The sequence below is a fragment of the Pseudomonas sp. MYb2 genome (assembly GCF_002979955.1).
Classification (GTDB): domain Bacteria; phylum Pseudomonadota; class Gammaproteobacteria; order Pseudomonadales; family Pseudomonadaceae; genus Aquipseudomonas.
Window position 1 is genome coordinate 41138 of record NZ_PCQC01000014.1, and the last position, 25354, is coordinate 66491.

23 protein-coding genes are annotated in these 25354 nt (G+C 59.1%); 10 read left to right on the forward strand and 13 right to left on the reverse strand.

What is annotated here, in order from left to right; translation table 11 throughout:
- Positions 1-39 precede the first annotated feature (39 nt).
- The 4 genes from CQ009_RS21175 to CQ009_RS21190 all read right to left on the reverse strand — a co-directional run bounded on the left by CQ009_RS21175 (position 40) and on the right by CQ009_RS21190 (position 5476).
- The gene (locus CQ009_RS21175) at positions 40-849 is read right to left on the reverse strand and encodes an energy transducer TonB (RefSeq protein ID WP_105708577.1); all 810 of its coding nucleotides are present in this window, start codon (positions 847-849) and stop codon (positions 40-42) included.
- A gap of 382 nt (positions 850-1231) precedes the next feature.
- Complete coding sequence (locus CQ009_RS21180; protein ID WP_064389019.1) at positions 1232-1558, reverse strand: hypothetical protein; 327 nt, start codon at positions 1556-1558, stop codon at positions 1232-1234.
- A 190-nt stretch (positions 1559-1748) separates the two neighbouring features.
- Positions 1749-3092: an aryl-sulfate sulfotransferase gene (locus tag CQ009_RS21185; protein ID WP_105708579.1), complete on the reverse strand. Its 1344-nt coding sequence runs from the start codon at positions 3090-3092 to the stop codon at positions 1749-1751.
- A 23-nt stretch (positions 3093-3115) separates the two neighbouring features.
- Positions 3116-5476 carry a TonB-dependent receptor gene (locus tag CQ009_RS21190; RefSeq protein WP_064389021.1) on the reverse strand — a complete coding sequence of 787 codons (2361 nt, stop codon included), beginning with the start codon at positions 5474-5476 and terminating at the stop codon, positions 3116-3118.
- Between the two features lie 165 nt (positions 5477-5641).
- Between CQ009_RS21190 and CQ009_RS21195 the strand changes: the two genes are divergently transcribed.
- The gene (locus CQ009_RS21195) at positions 5642-6586 is read left to right on the forward strand and encodes a LysR family transcriptional regulator (RefSeq protein WP_105708581.1); all 945 of its coding nucleotides are present in this window, start codon (positions 5642-5644) and stop codon (positions 6584-6586) included.
- 190 nt (positions 6587-6776) lie between these two features.
- Positions 6777-8393, forward strand: coding sequence for an alkaline phosphatase family protein (locus CQ009_RS21200; RefSeq protein ID WP_105708583.1), 1617 nt, complete (start codon positions 6777-6779; stop codon positions 8391-8393).
- A 98-nt stretch (positions 8394-8491) separates the two neighbouring features.
- On the opposite strand, the gene CQ009_RS21205 is transcribed toward CQ009_RS21200, so the two are convergent.
- On the reverse strand, positions 8492-9412 hold the full coding sequence (locus tag CQ009_RS21205) for a TauD/TfdA family dioxygenase (protein ID WP_064389024.1): 921 nt from the start codon (positions 9410-9412) through the stop codon (positions 8492-8494).
- A 181-nt stretch (positions 9413-9593) separates the two neighbouring features.
- Here CQ009_RS21205 and CQ009_RS21210 point away from each other — a divergent pair, with 181 nt between their 5' ends.
- Entirely contained in the window at positions 9594-10514 is a 921-nt protein-coding gene (locus CQ009_RS21210; RefSeq protein WP_064389025.1) for a LysR family transcriptional regulator, read from the forward strand.
- 117 nt (positions 10515-10631) lie between these two features.
- Here CQ009_RS21210 and CQ009_RS21215 read toward each other — a convergent pair whose 3' ends face one another.
- Positions 10632-11645 carry an ABC transporter substrate-binding protein gene (locus CQ009_RS21215; RefSeq protein ID WP_064389026.1) on the reverse strand — a complete coding sequence of 338 codons (1014 nt, stop codon included), beginning with the start codon at positions 11643-11645 and terminating at the stop codon, positions 10632-10634.
- Positions 11646-12037: 392 nt separating this feature from the next.
- Between CQ009_RS21215 and CQ009_RS21220 the strand changes: the two genes are divergently transcribed.
- The 3 genes from CQ009_RS21220 to CQ009_RS21230 are packed head-to-tail and all read left to right on the forward strand — an operon-like array spanning position 12038 to position 16073.
- Positions 12038-13636: an ABC transporter permease gene (locus CQ009_RS21220; RefSeq protein ID WP_105708585.1), complete on the forward strand. Its 1599-nt coding sequence runs from the start codon at positions 12038-12040 to the stop codon at positions 13634-13636.
- Entirely contained in the window at positions 13633-14448 is an 816-nt protein-coding gene (locus CQ009_RS21225; protein WP_105708587.1) for an ABC transporter ATP-binding protein, read from the forward strand. Before CQ009_RS21220 ends, CQ009_RS21225 begins: the two co-directional genes overlap by 4 nt.
- A gap of 14 nt (positions 14449-14462) precedes the next feature.
- A complete protein-coding gene (locus CQ009_RS21230) occupies positions 14463-16073 on the forward strand; it encodes an arylsulfatase (RefSeq protein WP_105708589.1) in 1611 nt (536 codons plus the stop codon).
- A 200-nt stretch (positions 16074-16273) separates the two neighbouring features.
- On the opposite strand, the gene CQ009_RS21235 is transcribed toward CQ009_RS21230, so the two are convergent.
- Positions 16274-17344 (reverse strand): fatty acid desaturase, encoded by a 1071-nt coding sequence (locus CQ009_RS21235; RefSeq protein WP_105708591.1) that lies wholly within the window; start codon positions 17342-17344, stop codon positions 16274-16276.
- Between the two features lie 100 nt (positions 17345-17444).
- Here CQ009_RS21235 and CQ009_RS21240 point away from each other — a divergent pair, with 100 nt between their 5' ends.
- The gene (locus CQ009_RS21240) at positions 17445-18449 is read left to right on the forward strand and encodes an AraC family transcriptional regulator (protein WP_064389031.1); all 1005 of its coding nucleotides are present in this window, start codon (positions 17445-17447) and stop codon (positions 18447-18449) included.
- Positions 18450-18487: 38 nt separating this feature from the next.
- Here CQ009_RS21240 and CQ009_RS21245 read toward each other — a convergent pair whose 3' ends face one another.
- The 3 genes from CQ009_RS21245 to CQ009_RS21255 all read right to left on the reverse strand — a co-directional run bounded on the left by CQ009_RS21245 (position 18488) and on the right by CQ009_RS21255 (position 20907).
- Positions 18488-18733: a helix-turn-helix domain-containing protein gene (locus tag CQ009_RS21245; RefSeq protein WP_064389032.1), complete on the reverse strand. Its 246-nt coding sequence runs from the start codon at positions 18731-18733 to the stop codon at positions 18488-18490.
- 85 nt (positions 18734-18818) lie between these two features.
- On the reverse strand, positions 18819-20237 hold the full coding sequence (locus CQ009_RS21250; RefSeq protein ID WP_105708594.1) for a heavy metal sensor histidine kinase: 1419 nt from the start codon (positions 20235-20237) through the stop codon (positions 18819-18821).
- Positions 20227-20907 carry a heavy metal response regulator transcription factor gene (locus tag CQ009_RS21255; RefSeq protein ID WP_007917671.1) on the reverse strand — a complete coding sequence of 227 codons (681 nt, stop codon included), beginning with the start codon at positions 20905-20907 and terminating at the stop codon, positions 20227-20229. Before CQ009_RS21255 ends, CQ009_RS21250 begins: the two co-directional genes overlap by 11 nt.
- Before the next feature lie 136 nt (positions 20908-21043).
- Here CQ009_RS21255 and CQ009_RS21260 point away from each other — a divergent pair, with 136 nt between their 5' ends.
- Together CQ009_RS21260 and uraH are read left to right on the forward strand one after the other, a co-directional pair.
- On the forward strand, positions 21044-21529 hold the full coding sequence (locus tag CQ009_RS21260) for a heme-binding protein (protein WP_105708596.1): 486 nt from the start codon (positions 21044-21046) through the stop codon (positions 21527-21529).
- A 12-nt stretch (positions 21530-21541) separates the two neighbouring features.
- Positions 21542-21952 (forward strand): hydroxyisourate hydrolase, encoded by a 411-nt coding sequence (gene uraH / locus CQ009_RS21265; RefSeq protein ID WP_105708598.1) that lies wholly within the window; start codon positions 21542-21544, stop codon positions 21950-21952.
- Positions 21953-22075: 123 nt separating this feature from the next.
- Here uraH and CQ009_RS21270 read toward each other — a convergent pair whose 3' ends face one another.
- Complete coding sequence (locus tag CQ009_RS21270; RefSeq protein WP_105708600.1) at positions 22076-22753, reverse strand: Crp/Fnr family transcriptional regulator; 678 nt, start codon at positions 22751-22753, stop codon at positions 22076-22078.
- Positions 22754-22837: 84 nt separating this feature from the next.
- On the opposite strand from CQ009_RS21270, the gene CQ009_RS21275 reads away from it, so the two are divergent.
- Positions 22838-23365, forward strand: a complete 528-nt coding sequence (locus CQ009_RS21275) for a DUF962 domain-containing protein (protein ID WP_105708603.1) — start codon at positions 22838-22840, stop codon at positions 23363-23365.
- Between the two features lie 115 nt (positions 23366-23480).
- Here the strand turns inward: CQ009_RS21275 and CQ009_RS21280 are convergent, their stop codons facing one another.
- Entirely contained in the window at positions 23481-24470 is a 990-nt protein-coding gene (locus CQ009_RS21280) for a sulfate/molybdate ABC transporter ATP-binding protein (protein ID WP_053116472.1), read from the reverse strand.
- 3 nt (positions 24471-24473) lie between these two features.
- Positions 24474-25346, reverse strand: a complete 873-nt coding sequence (gene cysW / locus CQ009_RS21285) for a sulfate ABC transporter permease subunit CysW (RefSeq protein ID WP_038367233.1) — start codon at positions 25344-25346, stop codon at positions 24474-24476.
- Between the last annotated feature and the right edge of the window lie 8 nt (positions 25347-25354).

Consider the following 25354-nt stretch of genomic DNA (forward strand, 5'->3'; position numbering starts at 1 on the left):
TTCCCTCGTGTAAACGTTTCGCGCGAATTTGGTTTCGGTTTAATGAATCTTGAAATCGATGGGCACGCTGACCCAGCCGTCCTGGGCGACATCACCCTGCTTGGCCGGGACGAAACTCCAACGTTTCACGGCGTTGAGTGCCGCGTCGTCGAGCTGTTGCCGGCCACTGCTTTTGGCAATCTGGATCTCGCCCGGTTTACCGCTGGCAAGCACATGTACGCGCAGCAACACCGTGCCCTCCCAACCGCGACGCTGGGCCAGCGACGGATATTCCGGCGCGGGGTTTTTCAGGTACGCAGCATTCGCTGAAGCCGGGGTTACCGGTGCCGGCGCGGGAGGCGCAGGTGGCGCTGGCGCTGCAACCGGAGCGGCCGGTTGTGGCGGCGCCGGTGGTTGCTCGACCGCTTTCGGTGCTGGTTTAGGTGCCTGTTTAACCACCGGTTTGGGTTTCGGAACCGGTTTGGGTGGCGGTGGTTTTACCGCCAGTTCGTCTTCCACTGGCGGTGGTGGTTCAACCACTGGCGCAGGTGGCGGCGGCTCGACAACCGGTGGCGCCGGCGGTGCCGGGCGCGAGAACTCGATGGTCATCGGCGGAATTTCCGGCGGCACGATCGGCAGCACCGGCGTCGGCTTCTGGCTGATCCAGTAGATCACCGCGCCATGCGCCAACAACGCCAGCAAGCCAAGCAGAATCGCCTCGCGACGGCTCAAGATGCCTTTCGGTGCACGCTGCAAACGCAACTGCCCCAGCGGCACACGATGCGGCCGGCCGAGATCGACCAGCTCGCCACTCGGCGTCTGACGCCACAGCAATTGCTCTGTGCTGGCGGCGGTCTGGACATTGCCCATTGATTCACTCCCTGCGGTCTTTTTGCGTTCTCTACAAAAACTGTCGATCAACCGCTTGTTGAATCCCCCACGGCAGAGCGATGGGTGAATCATTGGGCTTGGCGCTTATCTCCGAAAGTAATCTTTAACGTTATGCATAGGCTTTTATGGAATATATAAAATGATCAATTCCACCAAAGCCACGTGCCACGTGGGCTGCAGCGATAGGTGAAAAAATGCATGCTTTTCAGGCATTAAAAGTATTCATGCAACGCATCAACTACGACTGACACGGTTTTGCAGGACGACTGATACCAAGTAGATAATTGATGATAATTTTTCCTGAATAACAAAAAAGGCCAGAGCACTTTCGTGCACCGGCCTTTTAAATTTTTAAACAAGACTACTGTTTGACGAATTCCCCGCCCAGGGTCACCACATCACCATCGAAGTTTGTACGGGAGCCGGCAGCGCGCAATTTTGCGTAGTTATGATCCGGCGAAAACAGTGTCCATGTCTGATAACCGCTATTACCATTCTGAGCAAGTACTGCAATGGTGGTCGGGTTACCGGTACTGTTCTGGAAATGGTAGTTTCCATAACGGATGTCGTAATTCACGCCACCCTGACTCAATGTTCCGCTGAACGAGCCGTTGGAATCATTACCATCGGTAATCACCAGCTTGGCGCCAGAGTTGGAATTCAGATAAGTGCCATTAATGCTCGACATGATGCGACTTCCTTTATCGTTGGGATAAGTGTCTTCCGATGAGAGCAAGTTTCCTCCTGGAAACTCACGACTCAGAGAATGGTTCGACATTCCCCTGCTGTCCATGTGAGCAACTAACTAAATTGCAATAAGTACTGTTCGAGTTACTCATAACTTATTGCCAATCAGTCGAACATTAATTCCAAATCAACTAACGGCTGGCGTTGGTCTGTTGCACACCGATGGCAGGCGCAATCACCGCCGTTTCCGAACGTGGCGTGCCGATGGGCACCCAGTCATAACTCACAGGCAGCGCGCGATACACCCAGTTGCTGATGGCGTCGCTGCCCGGCGCCTTGCCGAGGTACGGGCTGACGTATTCCCAGACATTTTCGCCGCCGGCCGTGACCTGGAAAAACCGCCCGTTCATGCCTTCGTCGATCAACGTATTGCCGTTGGGCAAACGTCGCGCGCTGCTGATGAACGAGCTGTAAAACGCCCACCCCGGCTGCTTCGAATTCGCCGCGCTGTACTGCCAGACAATTTCATTTTTTACCGGGTCGATTTCCAACACCCGCGAACCGGAAATCAGCCCAAGGGTGACATTGGGATAACCCGCCGAGCCTTGGTTATCGAACACCAGCACATTGCCCGCGCCAGGCAGTCCGGCAGGAATGATGTGGGCGTCATGCTGGCCGACAAACTGATCCACGGGACGCGGCAAGGTCCGCGCGGTTTTCGGGCTGGCCAATGGCAGGTTCGGCCCCAGACGCCAGACCACTTTGCCGCTGGTTTTATCGATGATCGCGATGAAGTTGGCGTTGCGTGAATCGAACAACAGATTGTCCGGATTGAAACGCTTGTCGCCGGCATCGAACCACTTGTTCGGCCCGACCACACTGAGGTTGTTGATGTGCAGGTAGTCGGCGTCCTCACTCGCCCGCACCAGCTTCAATTGCGCGGGCGTGAAGCCGAATTCGTCGAGGTGTTCCGAGGCCAGCCACTGCCATTTCACCGCTCCGTCGGGACTGACTTCATAGATCGCATCGTCAATCACCTCGGGGACTTTGAAGCCTTTGACCTTGTGCACCTTGTTCGCCAGAACGACGGTGTTGCCGTTGCTCAAGCGGCGCTGATCATGATGCTGCTGTGCCGCGCCACCGGGTGCCTTGTCGCCCCACTGCCAGACCACTTTACCGTTCCAGTCCAGTTCACCAACGCTCTGATTTCCCAGACCATTACCGGCAGAACCGAGCTTGCCGGGGTCCTTGTCACTCAGTTGCAGCAGCACGTGGCCACGTTCGCCACCGACCAGTTTCGGGTCGATGATCGCAGACGGGAAACCGGCCTGGGGCCAGCTCTTGACCTCGTTGCCATTCATGTCGATCAGGTGCGTCTGCTTGTCAGCGCCGCTGAAAATCACGTACTGATTGAAGGCTTTGTCCGGGTCGTAACGGGTGACACCGGTCGGGTAAACGCTCGGTGCGGCGAAGGCGCCCGCGCTAAACACCGCGCCGGACAACAACAGCGGAAAAGCCGTTTTGATACGCAACATGATGCAGCTCCTTGAGTGACGAATCAGAAGTCGTAGCGACCGGTGACGCCGAGGGTGCGCGGAGTCCCGAGCAGGCCTTCATAGCCGCCGTTGCCGCCCGTCCACAGGGTCGTGTAATAGGTTTTGTCGAAGGCGTTTTTCAGCCACAGCGAGATGTCCCACTGACCCTGATTGAAGTCGCCGCGCAGGCCGGTGGAGAGGTTGACCACTGCGTAGCTCGGGATCTGTCCGTAATCGGAATCCTCGACCGTGCCCACCGCTTTCGAGCGGAAGGCGTAGCTGCCGGTGACGTACGGTTCAAAGCCGTTATCGAGATTCCATTTGTATTCGCCGTTGGCGTTACCGATCCATTTCGAAGCACCGACCACTTGATGGCCGCTAAGGTCGCAAGAGGCTGGGGCCCCTGGCGCCTGGCTGATTTCCGGCGGGCACGGCGCATCTTTGTACGAGAGGTAGCTGACGTCGTTGTATGAACCGTTGAAGTTCAGGGTCAGGCCACGCAGCGGGACGATCGTGCTTTCAAACTCGACGCCGCGCGAGCGCACGGAACCGGCGTTGGTCAGGTATTGCACGCGGTTGACGTCGTCGTAGGCGTTGGTCTGGTAGGCGTTGACCTGGGTCCAGAACACGTTGGCATTGAGTTGCAGGCGGTGATCCCACAGGGTGCTTTTGAAACCGAGTTCGGCGTTGTTGGCGCGCTCAGTGCCAATCAAAAGTGAATCGGCACCCGCCGTCGGTGCAGAGCCGACAGCGAGGTTAACGCCGCCGGATTTCTCGCCGTGGGATAACGTCGCGTAGCCGAGCACATCGTCAGTGATGCGATAGCTGAGGTTGAGCAATCCGCTAGGGCTGGAACTGTACTGATTGAGATCGCCGGAATCGTAAGCGCCGGTACGACCGCGCCGCGCGGTGGCGGCAGCACCGGTGACTGCCGCGCCACCGACCGGCGCATCACGCGTTACCCACGCGGATTTTTCTTCATAGGTGCCGCGCACGCCGGCAGTGAAATCCAGACGCTCGGTGAGGTGCCAGGTGCCTTGGGCGAACAGCGCGAAACTGTCGGTCTTGATGTGGCCGTTGCCGACACTGCCGACATTGGCCAACGCGCCACGCGGTGTGCCGTTCCAGATGTCGGCTTGCGGGCCGTAATAGGCGAAGGATTTGTTATCCAGGTCCGAGCCGAAGTAGTAGGCGCCAACCACGTAATCGAAGAACTCGCCCTTGGGCGAAGCCAGGCGAAATTCCTGCGAATACTGTTTGTCCTCCACCGACACACCGGCGTTGTAGGTCGCCGGAACATTGAGACCGTCGTCATTTTTCGGGGTGAAATTCCAGAAGCGATACGAGCTGATCGAGGTCAGGGTGAAGTCGCTTGGCAGCGTCCAGTTGGCCTCGACTGAGGTACCTCCCTGATGCACGGTGACGTGCTGGTCGTTGTCCAGGTTGACCTTGCGGTGCGAGCCGTTGACCAGCGTTGCGCCAGCGGCAGCCGCACGCGCCGAGTAAAGATTGACGCCGTTGATGGTCGGCCCGGTGTTGTACAGCACGCGGGTACCGGCGCTGGAATCCTCTTCGTTGTAGTCGCCAATCCAGCGCAGATTAAAGTCTTCGTTAGGCTTGAATAACAGCTGTGCACGAAAGCCTTCGCGCGAGCCGCCGTTCAGATCATGGCCGTTGTATTCGTTCTTGATATCGCCGTCGCTACGGGTGCGATAAGCGGAAAAACGCCCGGCCAATTCATCGTTGAGCGGTCCGGAAATCGTGCCTTTGGTTTGGAAATAACCGTCTTCGCCAACCGAGGTTTCGATGCTGCGCTCAGGCGTGAAGGTCGGCGCGCGGGTGCTGATGTTGATCACCCCGGCGGTGGTGTTTTTGCCGAACAGCGTGCCCTGCGGCCCACGCAAGACTTCGAGCTGTTCGATGTCCATCAAGTCGAACACCGCCATGCCCGGGCGACCCAGATAGACGTTGTCGATGTACAGCCCGACGCTACCTTCGAGACCATCGCTCGCCGGGTTATTGCCCAGACCGCGGATCGACACGCTGGACTGCCGCGCGTGCATGTAAGCGACGTTGACGCTCGGCACCAATTGCTGCAAATCCTGAATCCGGTAAACCCGCTGCGTCTCCAGATTCTGGCCGCTGACCACGCTCATCGGCGTTGGCACATCTTGCGAACTTTCTTCCCGACGGCGAGTGGTCACGGTGACCGTTTCCAACTGCGAACTGTTGGCCGCCGGTTTGCCTGCGGGTACCGGCGTTGGCACTTGCGTTTCCGCCGCGTAGCTATGAGTCCAGCTGGCGCTCCCTGCCAGCAACAGGGCCAGAGGCAGGCGTTTGAGCCGTCGTGGCGTTAGGGGTGACGCAAGGTTCAACGGACTCATGGCGCGGCTCCTGGTCAAAAAACACACAGACATCTTCAGCGCTGCATATTCTTTTAAGTTATTTATTTATGGATTTACAAATATTTACTGCATAAGAGATTGCCTTTATAAGGAGTCGACCTAATGCATATCCAATGCATTTCCCGGATATTTTTTATGTGAAAAATGCATATCGACTTGCGCCAACTTCGTCACTTCATCGCCTTGGCTGAACAACGCAGCTTCGTCGCCGGCGCGCAGGCGGTGAACCTGTCGCAGTCCGCCTTCAGCCGCAGCATTCAGGCGCTAGAGCACAGCGTCGGCTGCCAGTTGGTTGATCGCGGGCGCAAGGAATTACCGCCGACCAAACAGGGCCAGGTGCTGCTCGAACATGCACGGCGACTGGTCAGTGGCGCGCAGCAGATGGCGAACGAGATCAGCCAGTTCAATGGCCTGGAGGCCGGGGAATTGCGCTTCGGTTGTGGACCGGCGCCGGCGGCCGGTTTGATCCCGCGCGCGATTGGCAGCTTCATCGGTCGCTACCCGAAAGCGCGGGTGCAGTTTCAGGTTGATGATTGGCAGAGTCTGAGCAAGCGACTGATGAGCGAGGAATTCGAATTCTTTGTCGCGGACACACGCTACTTCGAGGCGGATCCGGATTATCTGACTCACCGGCTGCGACCGCGCAAATGGCATTTCTGTTGCCGTGCCGGGCATCCGCTGGCGGGTTTCGATAAGGTCAGCGCCGAGCAGTTGATGAGCTATCCGCTGGCGGTGAGTATTCGGCCGCCGAACTTGCGCAAGGTCATCGTCGATCTCAGTGGGCGGCCGGATTTCACCCCGAATGTCGAATGTGAAAACAGCTCGAGTCTGCTCAGTGTGGTGCTGCGCTCGGATGCGATCGGGATTGTCGGGGCGTATTCGGATGCGCTGCACCAGGCCAAGGGTGAATTGGTGTGTTTGCGAATTGAAGGGTTAGCCGATGATCTTGAGGAGCTGTATACGCGTTATGGGATTGTCAGCCGGGCGGGGTATCGGTTGTCGCCGTTGGCCGAGGCGATGATTGAGCAGATCAAGGCGATTGATGCGGCGGATGAGGAGGTGTGTTCGCTGGATAGACTTGCCGTCTGATCGACCGCTATCGCGAGCAGGCTCACTCCTACATTTGAAATGCATTCCCCTGTAGGAGTGAGCCTGCTCGCGATAGCGCCAGTACAGGCACCGATGCACTCCCTGCATAAACCCCATTCCCCAAATGCACTTGCCGAACACCCCCACCGAAAGCGAAAACCCTCGCCTGTCCCACTGACCGGTGAACCCCATGCCCACCCACCCAAACCCCGTGCGCAACGTGCTGTACATCATGTGCGATCAACTGCGGCGCGATTACCTGTCCTGCTACGGCCATCCACACCTGCACACACCCAACATCGATCGACTCGCAACGGCCGGCGTGCGTTTCAGCCGCGCCTACACCCAAGGCACGATTTGCGGGCCGTCGCGGATGTCGGCCTATACCGGGCGTTATGTGAGTAGCCATCAAGTGGCGTGGAACGCGGTGCCGTTGCCGCTGGAAGAATTGACCATCGGCGACTATCTGCGCCCCCACGGCATTCGTACCGCGCTGGTCGGCAAGACCCACGCCACCGCGAATGTTGATGCCTTGCAACGGCTGGCGATCAATCCGCAAAGCGAGCAAGCCGAGATCCTCAACGAAGTCGGTTTCGAACCCTACATGCGCCACGACGGTATCTATCCCGACGATCCGCTGTTCGATGACAAACGCGAATCCGCGCCCTATACCCATTACCTGCGTGAACACGGCTTCGAAGGCAAAAACCCCTGGCACGACTGGGCCAATGCTGCTGAAGGCGCAAACGGTGAAATCCTCAGCGGCTGGCAAATGCGTCATGCGAATTTGCCAGCACGAATTCCCGAGCAACACTCAGAGACTGTCTACACTACAAATCGAGCCATCGACTTCATCACCGAGCAAGGCGAGAAATCCTGGTGTTTACACCTCTCCTACATCAAACCGCACTGGCCCTACATCGTACCAGCGCCGTACCACGCTCTGTACAGTACGAAATCGATTCTCGAAGCGGTCCGCGCGACGCCCTCCGAAGCCAGCAAACACCCCGTATACACTGCCTTTCGCCAGCATGAGGAAAGCCTTAACTTTTCCCGTGACGCAGTACGATTGACTGTAATCCCCACCTACATGGGCTTGATCAAGCAAGTGGATGATCAACTCGGGCGACTGTTCGACTTTTTGCAGAGCAATGGACGCTGGGATGACACGTTGATCGTGTTCACCAGCGATCACGGCGACTTTCTGGGCGATCACTGGCTGGGCGAGAAAGAATTTTTGCTGGAGCAAGCGGTGGGCGTGCCACTGATCGTGCGTGATCCTCGGGCGGCGGCAGATGTCACCCGGGGAACGGTGAATGATCGACTGGCGGAAACCATTGATGCGTTACCGACATTCCTTGAAGCATTGGGGCTGCCGGACGCGGCGCATCGGCTCGAGGGGCGTTCCTTGATTCCACTTCTTCACGGAGAAAACCCGGACTGGCGCCGCTACGCGATCAGCGAATACGACTACGCCTTTCAGGCCCCGGCACGTGAGCGCTTGGGCCAGCCGATCGATCGTTGCCGGATGACAATGGTGCGCAGCGAGCGCTGGAAATACCTGGCGTACGACGGTTTTCGGCCACAGTTGTTTGATCTGCTGAATGATCCGCAGGAGTTGTGCGATTTGGGTGATGACCCGGAATTCGCGGCGGTGCGCGAGGAGCATGCGGGGTATTTGTTTGAGTGGGTGCGCGGGTTGAAGCGACGCACGACCATCAGTCATCAGGAAATCGATTTGCGTGGGCAGCGGTTTCGCTATGGTGAGCCTGAAACCGAGAAGGTCGTGCAGATCGGCGTGTGGTGATTCCGGTAGGAGCTGCGGCACGCTGCGATCTTTTGATCCTGACCTTCAAATCAAAAGATCGCAGCCTCGTTTCACTCGACAGCTCCTACAGGAGCCGATCAGACGCCGACGATATCTGCGCCTTTGATGGTTTGACTGCGCTGCCCGTTCGCACCCACCGGCACCTCACCCTTCAACGTCACCCGACGCACCACCCGGTCCTGAGTACCGTAATCATCAATCGCATAGTGCTGCGTCGAGCGGTTATCCCAGATCGCCACGTCACCGGCCTTCCAGCGCCAGCGCACGGTGTTTTCCTGGCGGATCACATGGCTCTGCAAAAGCCCAAACAAATGCGCCGAGTCTGCCTGCGAGTAACCTTTGATGCGTTTAACGAAATGCCCCAACAACAAGCTCTTCTCGCCGCTGATCGGGTGCACGCGCACCACCGGGTGCTCTGTCTCGTAAACGGTGGAGGTGAAGACCTTGCGATAGCGCTCAAGCTTCTCCGCCGAGACGTCCGGCTTGGCGCTGGCGTAGTCGTATTCGTTGCTGTGCACGGCGACCAGTTTGTCGGCCAGTTCACGCAACTCGGTTGGCAAGCCGTTGTACGCCGTCGCGGTGTTGGCCCACAGGGTGTCGCCGCCGAATGCCGGGGCCACCACCGATCGCAGGATCGAGGCTTTCGGGTAAGCGTCGACGAAGGTCACGTCGGTGTGCCACGAGTTGGCGCGCTGACCTTCGGCACCGTCCAGCTCAAGCAGATAACGCGTGCCTTCCCGCGACGGCACGGTCGGGTGCGCCACAGGTTCACCGAGCAAATGGGCGAAGGCTTCCTGGCGCTGATCGTCGAGCTGAGTCTGTTCGCGGAAGAACACGACTTTGTACTGAACCAGTGCCTGTTGAATGGCTTCGATTGTGTCGGCGTCCAGCTCACCGGACAAATGCACACCACGGATCTCGGCACCGATACGACCGGCCACCGGATGAATTTCCAGCGCATGGACAGCGGGTTTTACTGCGAGTGCGGCATTGCTCATGGGTAGACCCTCATCGACTGCTTACGGTTGGACGGCAGCGAAACAACGCTCTATCTATATTCCATTTACATCTAATAGATATTCACATGCTTCGTTGACGGAATAAGAGCTTGCATTTAAAACCTCTAGCAACCCTCGTCGCAAATGCCTTCGAGCTATTTTTAGGATGCCGGAAAAGCATATGGATCTTCGCCAGTTGCGTTACTTCATCGCCCTCAACGAACACCGCAGTTTTGTCCGTGCGGCGGACGCGATGGGCATCACTCAACCGGCGTTCAGTCGCAGCATTCAAGGGCTGGAGCAGGAGTTCGGCTGCGTGCTGGTGGATCGCGGCAACAAGGATTTGCGCCCCACGCCCGAGGGTCAGGTGGTGCTTCAGCACGCCCTGAGCCTGGTGCAGGGCGCGGCGATGCTCAGCGCTGAAGTGACGCAGATGACCAAGCTCGATGCCGGCGAGGTGCACTTCGGTTGCGGCCCGGCGCCGGCAGTAAAACTGGTGCCGGATGCGGTGGCGCAATTCATCAATGCGCACCCGAAAGTGCGCACCTGTTTTCAGGTGGATAACTGGGAAAAACTCAGTCGCGCGCTGAGCCGTGAAGAGATCGAATTCTTTATCGCCGATATCCGTCATTTCGAGGCGGATCCGAACTTTCAGACCCAGGCGCTGACGCCCAAGCGCGGGGTGTTTTTCTGCCGTCCGGGGCATCCGTTACTGGCCAAGGAAAGCCTGTCGACCAACGACATGTTCGACTACCCGCTGGCGACCACACGGATCCCGCCGGGCATTCGTAAACTGCTGGCGAACCTCAGTGGACGCATCGATTTTTCGCCGACCATCGAGACCGAGCATTTTCCAGCGCTGGTGAAAGTGGTGCTGCAATCGAATGCGATTGGCGTGGGCACGGAGGAGGCGTTTGTCGAGGACATCGCCAAGGGTTCGCTGGTGCTGCTGCACTGGCGTAATTTGCCGCAGAACCTGGAGAGCATGAATGCGCGTTGCGGGATTGTCAGCCGTACCGGGTTCAGGTTGTCGCCGGCGGCGCGGGCGCTGATCGAGACATTGGTGGCGGTGGATCGGCAGGAAGTCAGCGTCGCTGTTTGAAGAGATCGTTCCCACGCTCTGCGTGGGAATGTAGCCTGGGACGCTCCGCGTCCCAAAGCGGACGCAGAGCGTCCATTGATGCATTCCCACGCAGAGCGTGGGAACGATCTGCGTACGTTAGAGCTTGGCCGCTGCCAACTCAGGCGCTACCCAATCGTTGACCTTGAACGGCTTGCGAATCAGTCTCTGCTGCGCCGCCAGATCGACCTTGTCCTGCAAGCTACCCAGGAACGCCGGATCCAGCGTCGACGGGAATACTTCGCTCAGTTTCTGATCTTTCAAATCTTCAGTGAGGATCACCGGCGGATAACTCGCCAGCCCCGACACCAACTGCACGTACGCATCCTTGTTGCTGTCCTGCGTCAGCCACTCTACTGCCTGCTGCTGCGCTTTCAACAACTTCGCCACCGCCTCCGGATGCCCATCAACAAACTTGCCGCTGCCCACCAACACCGACTGCACACTGCCGGCCCCGCCCAAATCCTTGGTGTTCAGCGGCAACTCGGCCAAGCCCTTGACTTGCAATGCAGCCAACCCGGAACTGCCCCACGATGCATCGATCTGCTTCGCCGCCAGCGCAGCGGTCGCGCCGGTGAAGTCGAGGTTGATGACCTTCAGATCCTTCTCGCTCAAGCCCTGGCTGGCCAGTGCCGCATCAAACGACAACTGCGTCGCGGTACCCTTGAAGATCGCCACACGCTTGCCCTTCAGATCCTGCAAGGTCTTGATCCCGGAACCCGGCACCACGCCCAGATACTGCTTCACCCCACGCGCACCGGCACTGAGCAGCCGCGTATCGAGGCCGTTGGACTTGCCAATGATCGCCGCCAGATCCCCGAGATACGCCAGATCAACCTGATCATTGGCAAACGCCTCATTGATCACCGGCCCCGCCCCCTTAAAGAAATTCCACTGAATCTTGATGCCCTGATCGGCAAAGGCCTTTTCGAAGATCTGCTGATCACGCAGCACGTCGACCACACCGCCGCCGCTGTGCTGGGTTCCGGCGCTCAGGTCAGGCACGGCGATGCGGATTTCCTTCAACTCATCGGCATGCGCCGTCAGCGTGAGAAAACCCGCCAGCGCCGGGGCGGCAAACAGACTGATGACACGTTTGAAAGGAAGGTTCATGGGTGCGGCTCCTTGATCAATACAGGCATTAAGGAGCCGAAAGTAGGCCGAAGCAGCACCTTCGCTTAAATACTATAAAAGAACATTTTTATAGCTGTTAACGCTAAGCGAACAACGCCGGGGCTTGCAGCGGCGTATGCATTAACAGCATCGAAAATATTCTTCGAATGCATTGGATGCGTGTGGGCTGGAAGCCTTAAATGGCGCTGCTTATCTCTTTAAATACATTTTTATTTATTGCTTATAACTTTTAGTTTGTAGCTAATGCCGCTAAAGATCGCAGCCTTCGGCAGCTCCTACAGGGGCAACGCAGTCCCATGCAGGAGCTGCCGAAGGCTGCGATCTTTTGATCTTGACTCGATCTCGATCCAACCCGACAACGGAGGTCACCCATGGCCCGTCAATCCCTGCTCAGTTTGCCGCTGCCAGCGCCGCCACTGAAAAGCCGAAGCATTTCACCGACCATCAACCAACGTTTGTTGCCATGGCTGTTGCCCGTCGGCCTGTTCGTTTTGTGGTGGCTGGCAGCGCGCAACGAATGGATGAGCGAACAGATCCTGCCGGCGCCGTCGCTGGTGTGGAACAGCGCCGTCGAGCTGGCGCAAGGCGAGCTGTGGAGCCATTTGTGGATCAGCCTTCAACGCTTGTTCTGGGGCTTGCTCGCAGGGATTTCCGCCGGTGCAGTGCTCGGTGCCGCGCTGGGTTTCAGCCGCCGTCTGGAGCGTCTGATTTTCCCGACCTTCGCCGGTCTGGCGCAGGTGCCAACGCTGGCCTGGATTCCGCTGTTCATGGTGTTTTTCGGCATCGGTGAAGTGTTGAAACTGGTGGTGCTGATCAAAGCCATCGTCGTCCCGGTGACCTTGCACACGCTGGTCGGCGTGCGTGACGCTCAGCCGAAACTGCGCGAAGCCGCTGCCGTGTTGCGCCTGCCACCGCGCCTGCTGATCCGTCGATTGGTGCTGCCCGCCGCCCTGCCCGCGTTCATGGCCGGCGTGCGTCTGGCGCTGGCTGCGGGCTGGACATCGTTGCTCGCAGTCGAGTTGCTCGCCTCCAGCGAAGGCATCGGTTACCTGATGGTCTGGGCGCGCCAGCTGTTCATGCTCGACATCGTTTTCGTCTGCATCGTAGTGATCGGTTTGATCGGCGTGGCGATGGATCGCGGCATCGGTCTGCTGGATAAAAAACTGGTGCACTGGCCGCACCCGGCCACTGCGGAAATTCGTCGCGGCCCGCGTTATGAAGGCTGGCAGCGTCTGCAACCGTGGCTGCTGCCGCTGGGGTTGCTCGCGTTGTGGCAGTTGGCGAACGATCAACAGTGGGTCGATCCGAATATTCTGGTGAGCCCGCTGGCCGTGCTGATTACGGCGTGGGACGGACTGCTCGACGGCACGTTGATCAACGGTATGGCCCTAAGTCTGGGTCGCACCCTCGGCGGTTTATTGCTGGGCGGCGGACTCGGTTTGGCCCTCGGCTTGCTCCTGGGGCTGTCCCGCACCAGCGAACGTGTGCTCGGCCCGACCCTCGCCGCGCTGCGTCAGATCGCGATTTTCGCCTGGGTTCCACTGCTCACCGCATGGTTCGGTTTGGGTGAATTGGCGAAGTGGGTGTTCGTCGCCCTCGCCGCATTCTTTCCGCTGTTTATCGCCACGCAACGCAGCGTCGCCAACCTTTCGCCGCAACTCAACGAAGCCGCACAAGTGCTGCGCCTGAGCCTCGGCCAACGCCTGCGCACACTGGTGCTGCCCGGTGCCGCGCCGGGGATTTTCGCCGGTCTGCGCCTGAGCCTGATCTACGCCTGGCTCGGCACCATCGGCGCCGAATATTTCATGCCGTCCAACGGCGGCATCGGCAGCCAGATGATCGGCGCGCAACAACTGCTGCGCATGGATCTGATCATGGCTTGCATGCTCTTCGTCGGCCTCACCGGCGCCCTGCTCAACCTTATTGGCCAACGCCTGGAAATTCGCGCGACCCGCTGGAGACACGCATGAACGCACCCATTGTCAGCTTCACCCACGTAGGCAAATCCTTCGACGTCGACGGTTTCGAACTGGAGGCGATTCGCGAATTCAACCTGGACATCGCCGAGGGCGAATTCGTCGCCATCGTCGGTTCCAGCGGCTGCGGCAAATCCACCTTGCTGCGTTTGCTGGTGGGTCTTGATACGCAATTTCGCGGGCAGATCACCGTCGATGGCAAAGCCGTCAGCGGCATCGGCGGCGAACGCGGCATTGTCTTTCAGGAGCACCGCTTGTTTCCGTGGCTGACTGTCGCCGACAACATCGGCCTGGGCCTGGTCAACGAGCCGTTGAGCGCGGCGCAAAAGCAAAAACGCATCGACGATTTCATCGACCTGGTCGGCCTGCGCGACTTCACCCGCGCCTATCCGCACCAACTCTCCGGCGGCATGGCGCAGCGCGTGGCGATTGCGCGCGGCCTCGTCGCCAGCCCGCGCATTCTGCTGCTCGACGAACCCTTTGGCGCGCTCGATGCGCTGACCCGCCAGCAGATGCAGGACGAGCTGCTGGCGATCCGTGACCGCGCAAAGATCACCACGATCCTAGTCACCCATGACGTCGAAGAAGCAATCTTCCTCGCCGACCGCGTGGTGGTGATGGAGCCGCGCCCGGGGCGCATCAAGCAAGTGGTCGACATCGCCCTGCCGCATCCGCGCCAGCGCAGCAGTTTCGATTTCCATCAGTTGCGCGAAGAACTGCTCCACGAACTGACCAGTGATGACCACTACCAACCGAGCCAGCCTGCGCAGATCCGCGATCTGCCGCTGACGTTCATTGCCTGCTGAACAGGAGTTTCGCAATGCCGCAACGTCCCAACTTTCTGGTGATTCTGGCTGATGATTTAGGCTTCTCCGACATCGGTGCGTTCGGCGGCGAAATCGCCACGCCGCACCTCGATGCATTGGCCAACAATGGCCTGCGCCTGACCGATTTTCATACCGCACCGACCTGCTCGCCGACCCGCTCGATGCTGCTGACCGGCACCGACCACCACATCGCCGGCATTGGCACCATGGCCGAGACGCTGACCCCGGATCTGATCGGCAAACCGGGTTACGAGGGTTACCTCAACGACCGCGTCGTCGCGCTGCCCGAGCTGCTGCGCGAGGCCGGTTATCAAACGTTGATGAGCGGCAAATGGCACCTCGGTTTGAAAGCTGAACTGGCGCCGCATGCGCGGGGTTTCGAGCGTTCGTTTTCGCTGCTGCCGGGCGCGGCCAACCACTATGGTTTCGAGCCGACCTACGATAAACAAACACCGGGCCTGCTGAAATCGACCCCGGCGCTGTACATCGAAGATGACCGGTTTCTCGACGAATTGCCGAAGGATTTCTATTCCTCCGATGCCTTTGGCGACAAGTTGCTGCAGTACCTCAAGGAGCGTGACCAGACCCGGCCGTTCTTCGCCTACCTGCCGTTCTCCGCGCCGCACTGGCCGCTGCAGGCACCTGCCGACATCGTCGAGAAATACCGTGGCCGCTATGACGCCGGCCCTGAAGTGCTGCGCCTGGAACGCCTGGAAAAACTCAAAGCCCTCGGCCTGATCGAGCCGGACGTTGAGCCACATCCGCTGATTCAGTTGACCCAGCAATGGGACGCGTTGAGCGACGAACAAAAACAGATTTCCGCGCGGGCGATGGAGGTCTACGCCGCGATGGTCGAGCGCATGGACTGGAACATCGGCCGGGTAGTCGATTACCTGCGCCAGCAAGGGCAACTCGACAACACGTTCATCCTGTTCATGTCCGACAACGGTGCCGAAGGCGCGCTGCTTGAAGCGTTCCCCAAGTTCGGCCCGGAACTGGTGACGTATCTCAGCCAGCACTACGACAACAGCCTCGACAACATTGGTCGGGCCAACTCTTACGTCTGGTACGGGCCGAACTGGGCACAGGTAGCGACCGCGCCGTCGCGACTGTTCAAAGCGTTTACCACTGAGGGCGGGATTCGCGTGCCGGCGCTGCTGCACTACCCGCAATTGGCGATCAAAGGGCAGATCAGTCATGGTTTCGGCACGGTGATGGACATCACGCCGACCATTCTCGATCTGGCTGGCGTGCGTCATCCGGGCAAGCTGTGGCACGGCAAACCGGTGGCGCCGTTGCGTGGCAAATCATGGCTGGGATTCTTGTCTGGCGAGACTGCGCAGGTGCATGACGAGCACACGGTGACGGGTTGGGAATTGTTTGGGCGAAGGGCGATTCGGCAGGGATCGTGGAAAGCCGTGTGGATCCCCGGGCCGGTAGGGCCGGCGACCTGGCAGCTTTATGATTTGAGCAATGATCCGGGGGAGATTCATGATCTGGCGGAGAGTCAGCCGGAGAAGCTCAGCGCGTTGATCGGGCATTGGCAGCAGTATGTCGAGGAGACCGGGGTGATTTTGAGTGAGTCGCCGTTTCAGCCGGATTGAGGGGAAGATCAAGAACACCCTCACCCCAGCCCTCTCCCGGAGGGAGAGGGAGCTGACCGAGGTGTCTTTCGTCAAACATCGACCTGAAAAATCGGGTCGATTATGGATTCGACAAAGCTATTTCACGTCGCTGTAACTCTTCAATATCCCCCGATCAGTCCCCTCTCCCTCTGGGAGAGGGTTAGGGTGAGGGCAGCTTGTCAGGCCTCCACCGCCTCCCCAGACACCGCGATTTCCTCCCGACGAACAAACCGGTTCGCCCGCCCAAACGTGCCGAAATCATTAAACCGCACCCCCATTTCCCGCATCACTTTATGCGCCACCGGCACGGTCATCTGGCGGATATAAAACGGCTCTTTCACCACAAAATGGTGAATCCCGTGGCTGCTGCCAAAGTTGAAGCAGAACGCCTGCAACGGCCACAGCCACCAAGGGTTGAGCACCTGACACTGCTGCAGCACATTACCCAACTCGACATCGCCGTAGTAATGCATGTTCGAGCTGATGAAGTGCAGGCAAAAGGTGCGCAACACGTTCGGGCCGATAATCACCACAGCAGCGATATCGATCACCTGCATCACCGATAACGTGGTCGCCGACCACTCGATCGGCGCGCCCAGCAGATAGGCGATGCCATTGGCCGCATGAAAACCGAGAAACACATACCACGCGCCCCAATGCACCAGCGCCAGCGGCGCGTAGACCTTCAACGTGCGTTTGATGATGCTGAACTTGTGTGCCCAGGTCTTGGCTCGCAGCATGCGGATGAACGCCGACATCACGTTGTCGCCGACCATCAGCAAACGCGCGAAGCCCCACGGCTCGCCGTTGGTGATCGCGCGCTCTTCCATGTCGGTTTCAGTGCCGGAGACCTTATGGTGATTGAGGTGCAGATGGCGGCGAATCCACGGATTGATCGTGCTCGGCCGCGCTAGCCACACCAGGCCCATCATCAAATTGTGCGGCACGCGCTGCTTGCGGAAATACATACTGTGGATCAGGTCGTGTTCCAGCTCATGGGTCAGCGAAGCAAAAAAAGCATTGAGCAACAGGCACGCCCACCACGCCATATGGCCGGTGATGTACAGCGTCGCCGAGCCGATCATCCCGATCAGGGCAAAGGCCAGAATCCCCGCGCCCAACGTATCCTGATGCTTGAGAATCGGGTAACGCTCACGCAATTCGACGCCTTTGGCCAGCACCACTTGGCGAATATGCGCTGATCGCTGGGCCGCATTGTGTCGCTGGGGACTTGCAGAAGTACCGTCCATGCTTCCATCCTCGGGTTTATGATGTTCGCATCGTGCCTCGCCAAGGCTTCAATTGCGGTAGCCGAGAACGCCAACCTGTTGACCGGAAGCGCCAATCAGCATGAAGGAACCGACCTCCCTCGCCAGTTGGACCCGTGCCTTGCGCAAGCAACTCGATGCGCTGGGGCTGGACAGCATCGCCCTGTGCCAACAGGCCGGGCTCGATCCAGACTTGATGGACGACCCTAACGCGCGCTACCCGCTGTCCGGCACTACACGCCTGTGGGAAATCGCCGTGCAGGTCAGCGGCGACCCGGCGATCGGGCTGCGCGTGTCACGCTTTGTCAGCCCGACCACCTTCCATGCCCTCGGTTACGCGCTGGTCGCCAGCGGTAGCTTGCGTGAGGTGTTCGAACGCATCGTGCGTTATCACCCGGTGGTCAGCGATGCGCTGGAGCTGGAACTGAGCCGCAGCGAAGACCGCTATCAATTCCGTCTGAAAATTCCGTCAGGCAATCCGGCGCCAGCCTTCGAAGCCATCGATGCGTTCACCGCGATCTACGTGCGCACCTGCCGCAATCGCCTCGGCCGCGATTACGCGCCACTCGCCGTGTATCTACGCCGTCCGGAGCCGAGCGATGCGCACCAATGGCACAAAGTCTTCCGCGCCCCGGTGCATTTCGGCTGTGCCGAGGATCGCCTGGAATTCGCCCTCGCCGATTTCGACAGCCACCTCGACGACGCCAACCCGGAGCTCGCTGAACATAATGAGGCAGTGCTGAAACGTACGATGGCCCAGCTCAAGCCGCTGACTTGGGAGCGCAAGGTGCGCGATGCTATTGAAGAACAATTGCCGGAAGGCGAGCCGAGTGCTGAACGGATTGCCCAGGCGTTGCACCTGAGCTTGCGCAGTTTGCAACGGCATCTGGCGGATGAGGGTTATCGCTTTGATACGTTGCTCAACGAGAGCCGCGAGAACCTCGCGCTGCTGCACCTTCGCGATCCGCAGTGTTCGTTGAGCGAGGTGAGTTACCTGCTGGGGTTTGCGGATACCAGCAGCTTCAGCCGTGCGTTCAAGCGCTGGACGGGGCTGACGCCGGGGCAGTTTCGGGATGGCTTGCGCTGATGCTCAGCTAACGAGAACTGTTCAGCTGATAGATTGGCTTAGCGATGGAAGTTTTCCTTTTTCAGCGTATCGAGCGTCGGACGGGACGGTCGAGAAACCGCAGCGAGTTCATAGCCCAAACCATTCAGTATTGCCTCCACCTTTCGCAAGCCAATCTCAGAAACGGTGTTGTTTTCGATACCAGAAATTGTCGCGCGGCTCATGCCGTACTGTTGGGCTAACATTTGCTGAGAAAGTCCCTTAGCCTTACGGAGCTCTCTAATCAACTTACCTATTTTTTCCATTGTGGATGCCTGCATTACTTACGATGCATTTTAGAAAAATCAGCAAATATGCATTCTATTTAATGCATATTTTTTGCAAGCCAATTTAAATCTGATTAGCCTCTCTATTTAAGCACCACTTGCTCACCACAAACCCTAGCTCAAAAACGGTGCCGTCAGCATCACTGCCGACCCGCACCTGCCCCCCATGCAACTGCATGATCGACTGCACAATCGCCAACCCCAACCCGCCCGAATCTCCCGGCTCTGCCCGTGATGGATCAACGCGGTAAAAGCGGTCGAACAGTTTGCCCAGATGCTCCGGCGCAATCGCCTGGCCATGGTTGTGCACTTGTAACCAGCACCAGCCCGACTCGTCACGGCGACGCAGGCTGATCACGGTTCCGGAGTCAGCATGACGCACAGCATTAGCCAGTAAATTGCCAAGCGCCCGTTGCAGCAGTTGCTGATCGGCAAGCAGTTCGCCATGCAGTTGGTTGTCCAGCCGCAGATCTCGGTCATCCGCCAAGGCTTCAAAGTAATCACACAGTTCACTACCAACGCTGTGCAAAACCAGTGTTTGCAGATTGAGCGCGCGCTCAGCCTGCTCGGCGCGGGCGAGGAACATCAGGTTCTCCGCCATGCGTTTGAGCCGTTCGAACTCTTCCATGTTCGAGGCCAGCACCTCCTGATATTCCGCCGTGCTGCGCGGATGATTCAGCGCTTGCCCGTTGCTGGCGAGCAAGGTGTGCAACGGCGTGCGAATTTCATGGGCGAGGTCGGCGGAGAACTGCGACAGCCGCTGCACGCTGTCGTCCAGCCGCGCGAGCATGCCGTTGAGCGCCTGTACCGGTTCAAGCAGTTCAGCGGGCGTGCCATGGGCGGGCAACCGTTGATCGAGGCTGCGCAGATCGATGCCGCGCACCGCTTCGCTCAACTGACGTAGCGGTTGCAGGCCCCTTCGCAGTAGCAGTAGACCCAAGGCAAAAGCCAGTAACGCACCGATCCCAACGGACAAGTACAAGCGCATGCGATAACTGCCGAGCATTGACTCGCGCTCGCTCAGCACCTTGCCGGCGATGATCGTCAGCGGTTCACCGTTTGGCCCTTGGGCTTCACCGGACAACAGCGCCAGCTCGGCACCGTCCGGCGCTTGCCAGGTCAGCACGTCGCGGCGCTGCGGCGTTTGCTCGCGGGGGATCGCGTTGAGGGTTGGCAGATCGCGCTGACGCGGGTTGATGGCGATCACGCTGGAACCGTCGGCGCGGCGCACCAGCAACAGGCTGTCGAGGTTACCGAGCATGTTCTGATACAACCGCGGCCGCGCCTGCAAAGCGTCGAGGCTGTCGCTGTCGGCAAGCAAGGCGCGTACCTGCTCCAGTCGACCGAGCAACGCGAGGTCGTCGCGGTAGGCGATTTCTGCGGCCAGCGACCGATAGAGAAACACACCAATCGCACTCAACACCAAAGCGCAGACCAATGCGAACGCCAGCGCCAGGCGCCAGGCGATCGACCTAGAGCGCATCGTCAGGGGCTTCCAGTTGATAACCGACGCCGCGCACGGTGTGAATCAGTTTCGGCATGTACGGATCATCGACTTTCGAGCGCAGGCGCCGCACCGCGACTTCAACCATGTTGGTGTCGCTGTCGAAATTCAGGTTCCATACCTGCGAGGCAATCAGCGTGCGCGACAGCACTTCGCCCTGGCGACTGGCGAGCAATTGCAGCAGGGCGAATTCCTTGTTGGTCAGGGCGATGCGCTGGCCGCCGCGACTGACGCGGCGGCGCAGCACATCGATTTCCAGATCGGCGATGCTGTACGACTCGGCTTCGCGCATCGGCCCGCGCCGCAGCAAGGTGCGCACCCGCGCGAGCAGTTCGGCGAAGGCGAAGGGCTTGAGCAAGTAATCGTCGGCGCCCAGTTCGAGGCCGCGCACGCGGTCTTCGATGGCGTCCTTGGCGGTGAGGAACAACACCGGCGTAGCGCCACGCTGGCGAATCAGCTGCAGCAATTGCCAGCCGTTGAGGCCGGGGAGCATCACGTCGAGGATGATCAGGTCATATTCCTGCTGCTCGATAAAGTAACGACCATCGAGACCATTGAGCGCCACGTCCACGGCAAAACCCGACTCGCCCAGGCCCTTGGCGAGGAAATTCGCGGTTTTGGCTTCATCTTCTACGACCAGCAAGCGCATGGCACACCTCGATTATTCAGACACACAGGCTAGGCGTCTTCGGCGGCGTTGCCCATTACAAACTTGTAATCAGACTGACGAGGTTCTGACGAGGACCGGCGATTAAGGTGAGGACCTTCGCTTTTGGAGCCTGTCCATGACCGTCAAATTCCTCGTTGCAAGCCTGATGATCGGCCTCAGTGGCGTCGCTGCCGCCAGTCCTGAGCTACCGCGCCACGCTGATCTCGACCTGAAAACCGCACGCCTGCTCGCCGACACAGCGATGAGCAATTGCACCGGCACAGTGTCGGTGCTCGACCGGGGCGGCAATCTGTTGGTGACCCTGCGCGGCGACGGTGTCGGCCCGCACAACACCGCCGCCAGCCAGCGCAAGGCTTACACCGCGCTGTCGACGAAAACCGCGACCCGATTGTTCGCCGAACGCGCTCGCAGCAACCCGGAAACCTCCAACCTAAACACCCTCGACGAGCTGCTTTTGCTCGGCGGCGGCATCCCTTTGTTCGCCGCTGATGAACTGGTCGGTGCGATGGGCGTGGCCGGTTCCGGCGGCGGCGAGCAAGACGAAAACTGTGCGATCAAGGCTGCCGAGAAAACCGGTCTGGCCACTACCCGTTCCCAATAAGGAGATTCATCCATGAGCACTTTGCGCATGTCTTTCGCCGCGCTTGGCCTGAGCGCTTTTTCCAGCCTGGCTCTGGCTGCCGGCAATCCGCTGAGCGTGCACGTCCTCAACCTGGAAAACGGCCTGCCGTCGCCGGGCATCAACGTGACCCTGGAAAAACACGTCGGTCAGAACTGGCAGCCGCTGGCCCAAGGCACCACCAATGAACAGGGGCGAATTGCCGAGCTGTTCCCGGCCAAACAGCCTTTTGAAGCGGGTGAATACCGGGTGGTGTTCAAGACCGGTGAGTACTACAAGAAGGTCAAGCACGACACGTTCTTCCCGGAAATCCCGGTGATTTTTGAAGTGAAGCAGACCGATCAGCACTACCACATCCCGCTGCTGCTCAGCCCTTACGGTTTCTCGACCTATCGCGGCTCCTGATCCCGCACAAATCCCCTGTAGGAGTGAGCCTGCTCGCGATAGCAATCTGTCAGTTGATCAATCTGTGACTGACAGACCGCTATCGCGAGCAGGCTCACTCCTACAATGGTTCGGTGTTAGATCCTAGATCGTGGCCAGGGCGCGCAATCGCGCGGCGTCGAGGATTTCGATCTCGCCATACCCGAGCCCGATAATCCCCTGCCCCTGCAAATCCTTGAGGATCTGGTTAGTGGTCTGCCGCGACAGCGACAGCATCGACGCCAACTGCTCCTGCGGCAGTTGCAGTACACGACGCGGCGAGTCGAGTTCGCCGTAGCCTTCGGCAATCATCAGCAAGCGATGAGCCAGACGTGCCGGGGCCGGCAGCAGGCTCAGTTGTTCGAGGTTGATGAAGGCCAGGCGCAGTTTGTGGCTCATCAGCAGTGCCAGATGCCGCCAGTACACGGGGTTCTCATCGAGCAGTTTCAGCAGCGTCGCCTGCGGAATATTCAGCAACGTGCACGGCCCCACAGCGTAGGCGTCATGGGTACGTGGCTGACCATCGAACAGGCAGATTTCGCCGAACCAGTGCGGCGCTTCTACCAGACTCAACAAAGCTTCCTTGCCCTGCTCACTCACCGCGCCGATCCGCACGACGCCATCGAGCACCGCGTACAAGCCGCACGGCGCATCGCCGCGCTGGAACAAGCGCTGCCCCGCCGTCAGCCGCCGCTCCCGGGCCGCCGCCAGCAAGCTATCCTGAAAGGACGCCGGCAGATGACTGAACCACTGGCCGCTCATCAACCGTGAACGAATTTGCATAAACACTCCTGGATTGTCGCCTGCCTGACAGAGCGAACCCTGATCCCGAGGGATGATGCGATCAACCCTACCGGAGGAACAACAATGAAAAGCCTCGTCGACCACCTCAGTCAATACGCCGCCTACCACCGCGATCCGCGCAACATCGCCAGCCACTTTATCGGCATTCCGCTGATTGTGGTGGCGGTGGCGGTGTTGTTGTCGCGTCCGGAATGGTCGCTGGGCGGCTTGTGGATATCTCCAGCCGTTGTCGTGGCGCTGGCTTCGGCGTGGTTTTATCTGCGGCTGGAAGTGAAGCTCGGGGTATTGATGACGGTGCTGATGGGTTTATCCGTGTGGGCCGGGCATGTGCTGGCGCAGCAAAGCACCATGGTCTGGTTGAGTAGCGGCCTGGCGATGTTTGTGGTCGGCTGGGTGATCCAGTTTGTCGGGCATCACTACGAAGGGCGCAAACCGGCGTTTGTCGATGATGTATCGGGGCTGATTGTCGGGCCGTTGTTTGTGGTGGCCGAGTTGGCGTTCATGCTCGGGATGCGGCATGAATTGAAAGAGCAGATCGAGGCGCGGGCGGGGGTGGTGCGGGTTAATCCGAACAAAAAAGCGGCGGCTTAGGCCGCTTTAAAAGATCGCAGCCTGCGACAGCTCCTACAGTGGGTTTGGTCGATCACAAAATGTGTGACCAACCGAAACCCCTGTAGGAGCTGCCGCAGGCTGCGATCTTTTGATCTTAAAGGCTGGCGACTTTCTGCCAGACCTTGGGTTTGAAGAACAGGGTTTCACCCTTGGCCAGGCCGATCAGGCTGTCATGGTCTTTCACCACTTCGGCCTCGATCAAATCAGTCTGCCCTTCAACCTTCAACGTCACCCGCGTGGTCGCACCCAACGGCCGAATATCACGCACTTCAGCCGCATGGTGATCCTCCAGTTCATGCCTGGACAACGACACCTCATGCGGGCGGAACAGCACGTGATTGTCGTCGCTCAACAGCAAGCGGTTCGAATCGCCGAGGAAGTGATAAACGAAATCGCTGGCCGGGTTTTCGTAAACGTCGCCCGGTGAGCCGATCTGTTCGATCACACCCTTGTTCATCACCACGATGCGGTCAGCAACCTCCATCGCCTCTTCCTGGTCGTGGGTCACGAATACCGAGGTCAGGTTGATGTCTTCGTGCAAACGCGCCAGCCAACGGCGCAGCTCTTTACGTACCTTGGCATCGAGGGCGCCGAAGGGTTCGTCGAGCAGCAGCACTTTAGGCTCCACTGCCAAGGCGCGGGCCAACGCAATCCGCTGACGTTGCCCACCGGACAACTGCTCCGGATAACGATCCGACAGCCAATCCAACTGCACCATGTTCAGCAGTTCGTGCACCTTGACCGCGATCTGGCTTTCGCTCGGGCGCTGGTTTTTCGGTTTCATGCGCAGGCCGAATGCGACGTTGTCGAACACGGTCATGTGCCGGAACAAGGCGTAGTGCTGGAACACGAAACCGACGTTGCGATCACGCACGTCGTGGCCGGAAACGTCTTCACCGTGGAAAACGATATTGCCGTTATCCGGGGTTTCCAGACCGGCGATGATCCGCAGCAGCGTGGTCTTGCCGCAGCCCGAGGGGCCGAGCAGCGCGACCAGTTCACCGCTGTGGATATCCAGGCTGATGTTGTCCAGCGCCTTGAAGGCATTGAAATTCTTGCTGACGTTACGCACTTCGATCGACATGAATTATTCCTCCGCGGCGCTGGCGCGCAGGCGGTTGATACGGTTTTCGCTCCACTGCTTGAGCAGCAGGATGAAGAGCGCCAGGATCAGCAACAGGCTCGCCACGGCGAACGCGGCCACGTGGTTGTATTCGTTGTAGAGGATCTCGACGTGCAGCGGCAAGGTGTTGGTCACCCCGCGAATGTGCCCGGAGACCACCGACACCGCACCGAATTCACCCATGGCCCGCGCGGTACACAGCACCACGCCATAGATCAGGCCCCACTTGATGTTCGGCACGGTGACATGCCAGAACATTTGCCAGCCGTTGGCACCGAGCAGGCGCGCGGCTTCTTCTTCCTGCGTGCCCTGTTCCTGCATCAGCGGGATCAGCTCACGGGCCACGAACGGCACGGTGACGAAAATCGTCGCCAGCACGATGCCCGGCAGAGCGAAGACGATCTGGATGTCGTGATCCTGCAGCCACGGTCCGAACAGGCCCTGCGCACCAAACATCAGCACGTAGACCAGACCGGCAATCACCGGCGACACCGAGAACGGCAGGTCAATCAGTGTCACCAGCATGCTCTTGCCACGGAACGAGTATTTGCTTACGCACCACGCGGCACTGACGCCGAACACCAGGTTCAACGGCACCGAAATCAGCACGGCGAACACGGTGAGTTTCAGCGCCGACAGCGCATCCGGTTCAAAGATCGCGGTGAAGAATGCACCGAGGCCATTCTTCAAACCCTGCGATACGACGATGAACAACGGCAGCAGCAGAAACAGGAAAAAAACCAGCCAGCCAAGGCCGATCAGGATTCTGCGCGAAGTGGCACTGCCACGGCGTGCAGCGTTGGCCGAAGAGGCGGCCGCAATAGACGATTGGGACATTGTTCGCG

Excerpts from the sequence above, each read along its gene's own strand:
- CQ009_RS21175 (WP_105708577.1), bottom strand. The coding sequence starts at position 849 with ATGGGCAATGTCCAGACCGCCGCCAGCACAGAGCAATTGCTGTGGCGT.
- CQ009_RS21180 (WP_064389019.1), bottom strand. The coding sequence starts at position 1,558 with ATGTCGAGCATTAATGGCACTTATCTGAATTCCAACTCTGGCGCCAAG.
- CQ009_RS21185 (WP_105708579.1), bottom strand. The coding sequence starts at position 3,092 with ATGTTGCGTATCAAAACGGCTTTTCCGCTGTTGTTGTCCGGCGCGGTG.
- CQ009_RS21190 (WP_064389021.1), bottom strand. The coding sequence starts at position 5,476 with ATGAGTCCGTTGAACCTTGCGTCACCCCTAACGCCACGACGGCTCAAA.
- CQ009_RS21195 (WP_105708581.1), top strand. The coding sequence starts at position 5,642 with ATGCATATCGACTTGCGCCAACTTCGTCACTTCATCGCCTTGGCTGAA.
- CQ009_RS21200 (WP_105708583.1), top strand. The coding sequence starts at position 6,777 with ATGCCCACCCACCCAAACCCCGTGCGCAACGTGCTGTACATCATGTGC.
- CQ009_RS21205 (WP_064389024.1), bottom strand. The coding sequence starts at position 9,412 with ATGAGCAATGCCGCACTCGCAGTAAAACCCGCTGTCCATGCGCTGGAA.
- CQ009_RS21210 (WP_064389025.1), top strand. The coding sequence starts at position 9,594 with ATGGATCTTCGCCAGTTGCGTTACTTCATCGCCCTCAACGAACACCGC.
- CQ009_RS21215 (WP_064389026.1), bottom strand. The coding sequence starts at position 11,645 with ATGAACCTTCCTTTCAAACGTGTCATCAGTCTGTTTGCCGCCCCGGCG.
- CQ009_RS21220 (WP_105708585.1), top strand. The coding sequence starts at position 12,038 with ATGGCCCGTCAATCCCTGCTCAGTTTGCCGCTGCCAGCGCCGCCACTG.
- CQ009_RS21225 (WP_105708587.1), top strand. The coding sequence starts at position 13,633 with ATGAACGCACCCATTGTCAGCTTCACCCACGTAGGCAAATCCTTCGAC.
- CQ009_RS21230 (WP_105708589.1), top strand. The coding sequence starts at position 14,463 with ATGCCGCAACGTCCCAACTTTCTGGTGATTCTGGCTGATGATTTAGGC.
- CQ009_RS21235 (WP_105708591.1), bottom strand. The coding sequence starts at position 17,344 with ATGGACGGTACTTCTGCAAGTCCCCAGCGACACAATGCGGCCCAGCGA.
- CQ009_RS21240 (WP_064389031.1), top strand. The coding sequence starts at position 17,445 with ATGAAGGAACCGACCTCCCTCGCCAGTTGGACCCGTGCCTTGCGCAAG.
- CQ009_RS21245 (WP_064389032.1), bottom strand. The coding sequence starts at position 18,733 with ATGGAAAAAATAGGTAAGTTGATTAGAGAGCTCCGTAAGGCTAAGGGA.
- CQ009_RS21250 (WP_105708594.1), bottom strand. The coding sequence starts at position 20,237 with ATGCGCTCTAGGTCGATCGCCTGGCGCCTGGCGCTGGCGTTCGCATTG.
- CQ009_RS21255 (WP_007917671.1), bottom strand. The coding sequence starts at position 20,907 with ATGCGCTTGCTGGTCGTAGAAGATGAAGCCAAAACCGCGAATTTCCTC.
- CQ009_RS21260 (WP_105708596.1), top strand. The coding sequence starts at position 21,044 with ATGACCGTCAAATTCCTCGTTGCAAGCCTGATGATCGGCCTCAGTGGC.
- uraH (WP_105708598.1), top strand. The coding sequence starts at position 21,542 with ATGAGCACTTTGCGCATGTCTTTCGCCGCGCTTGGCCTGAGCGCTTTT.
- CQ009_RS21270 (WP_105708600.1), bottom strand. The coding sequence starts at position 22,753 with ATGCAAATTCGTTCACGGTTGATGAGCGGCCAGTGGTTCAGTCATCTG.
- CQ009_RS21275 (WP_105708603.1), top strand. The coding sequence starts at position 22,838 with ATGAAAAGCCTCGTCGACCACCTCAGTCAATACGCCGCCTACCACCGC.
- CQ009_RS21280 (WP_053116472.1), bottom strand. The coding sequence starts at position 24,470 with ATGTCGATCGAAGTGCGTAACGTCAGCAAGAATTTCAATGCCTTCAAG.
- cysW (WP_038367233.1), bottom strand. The coding sequence starts at position 25,346 with ATGTCCCAATCGTCTATTGCGGCCGCCTCTTCGGCCAACGCTGCACGC.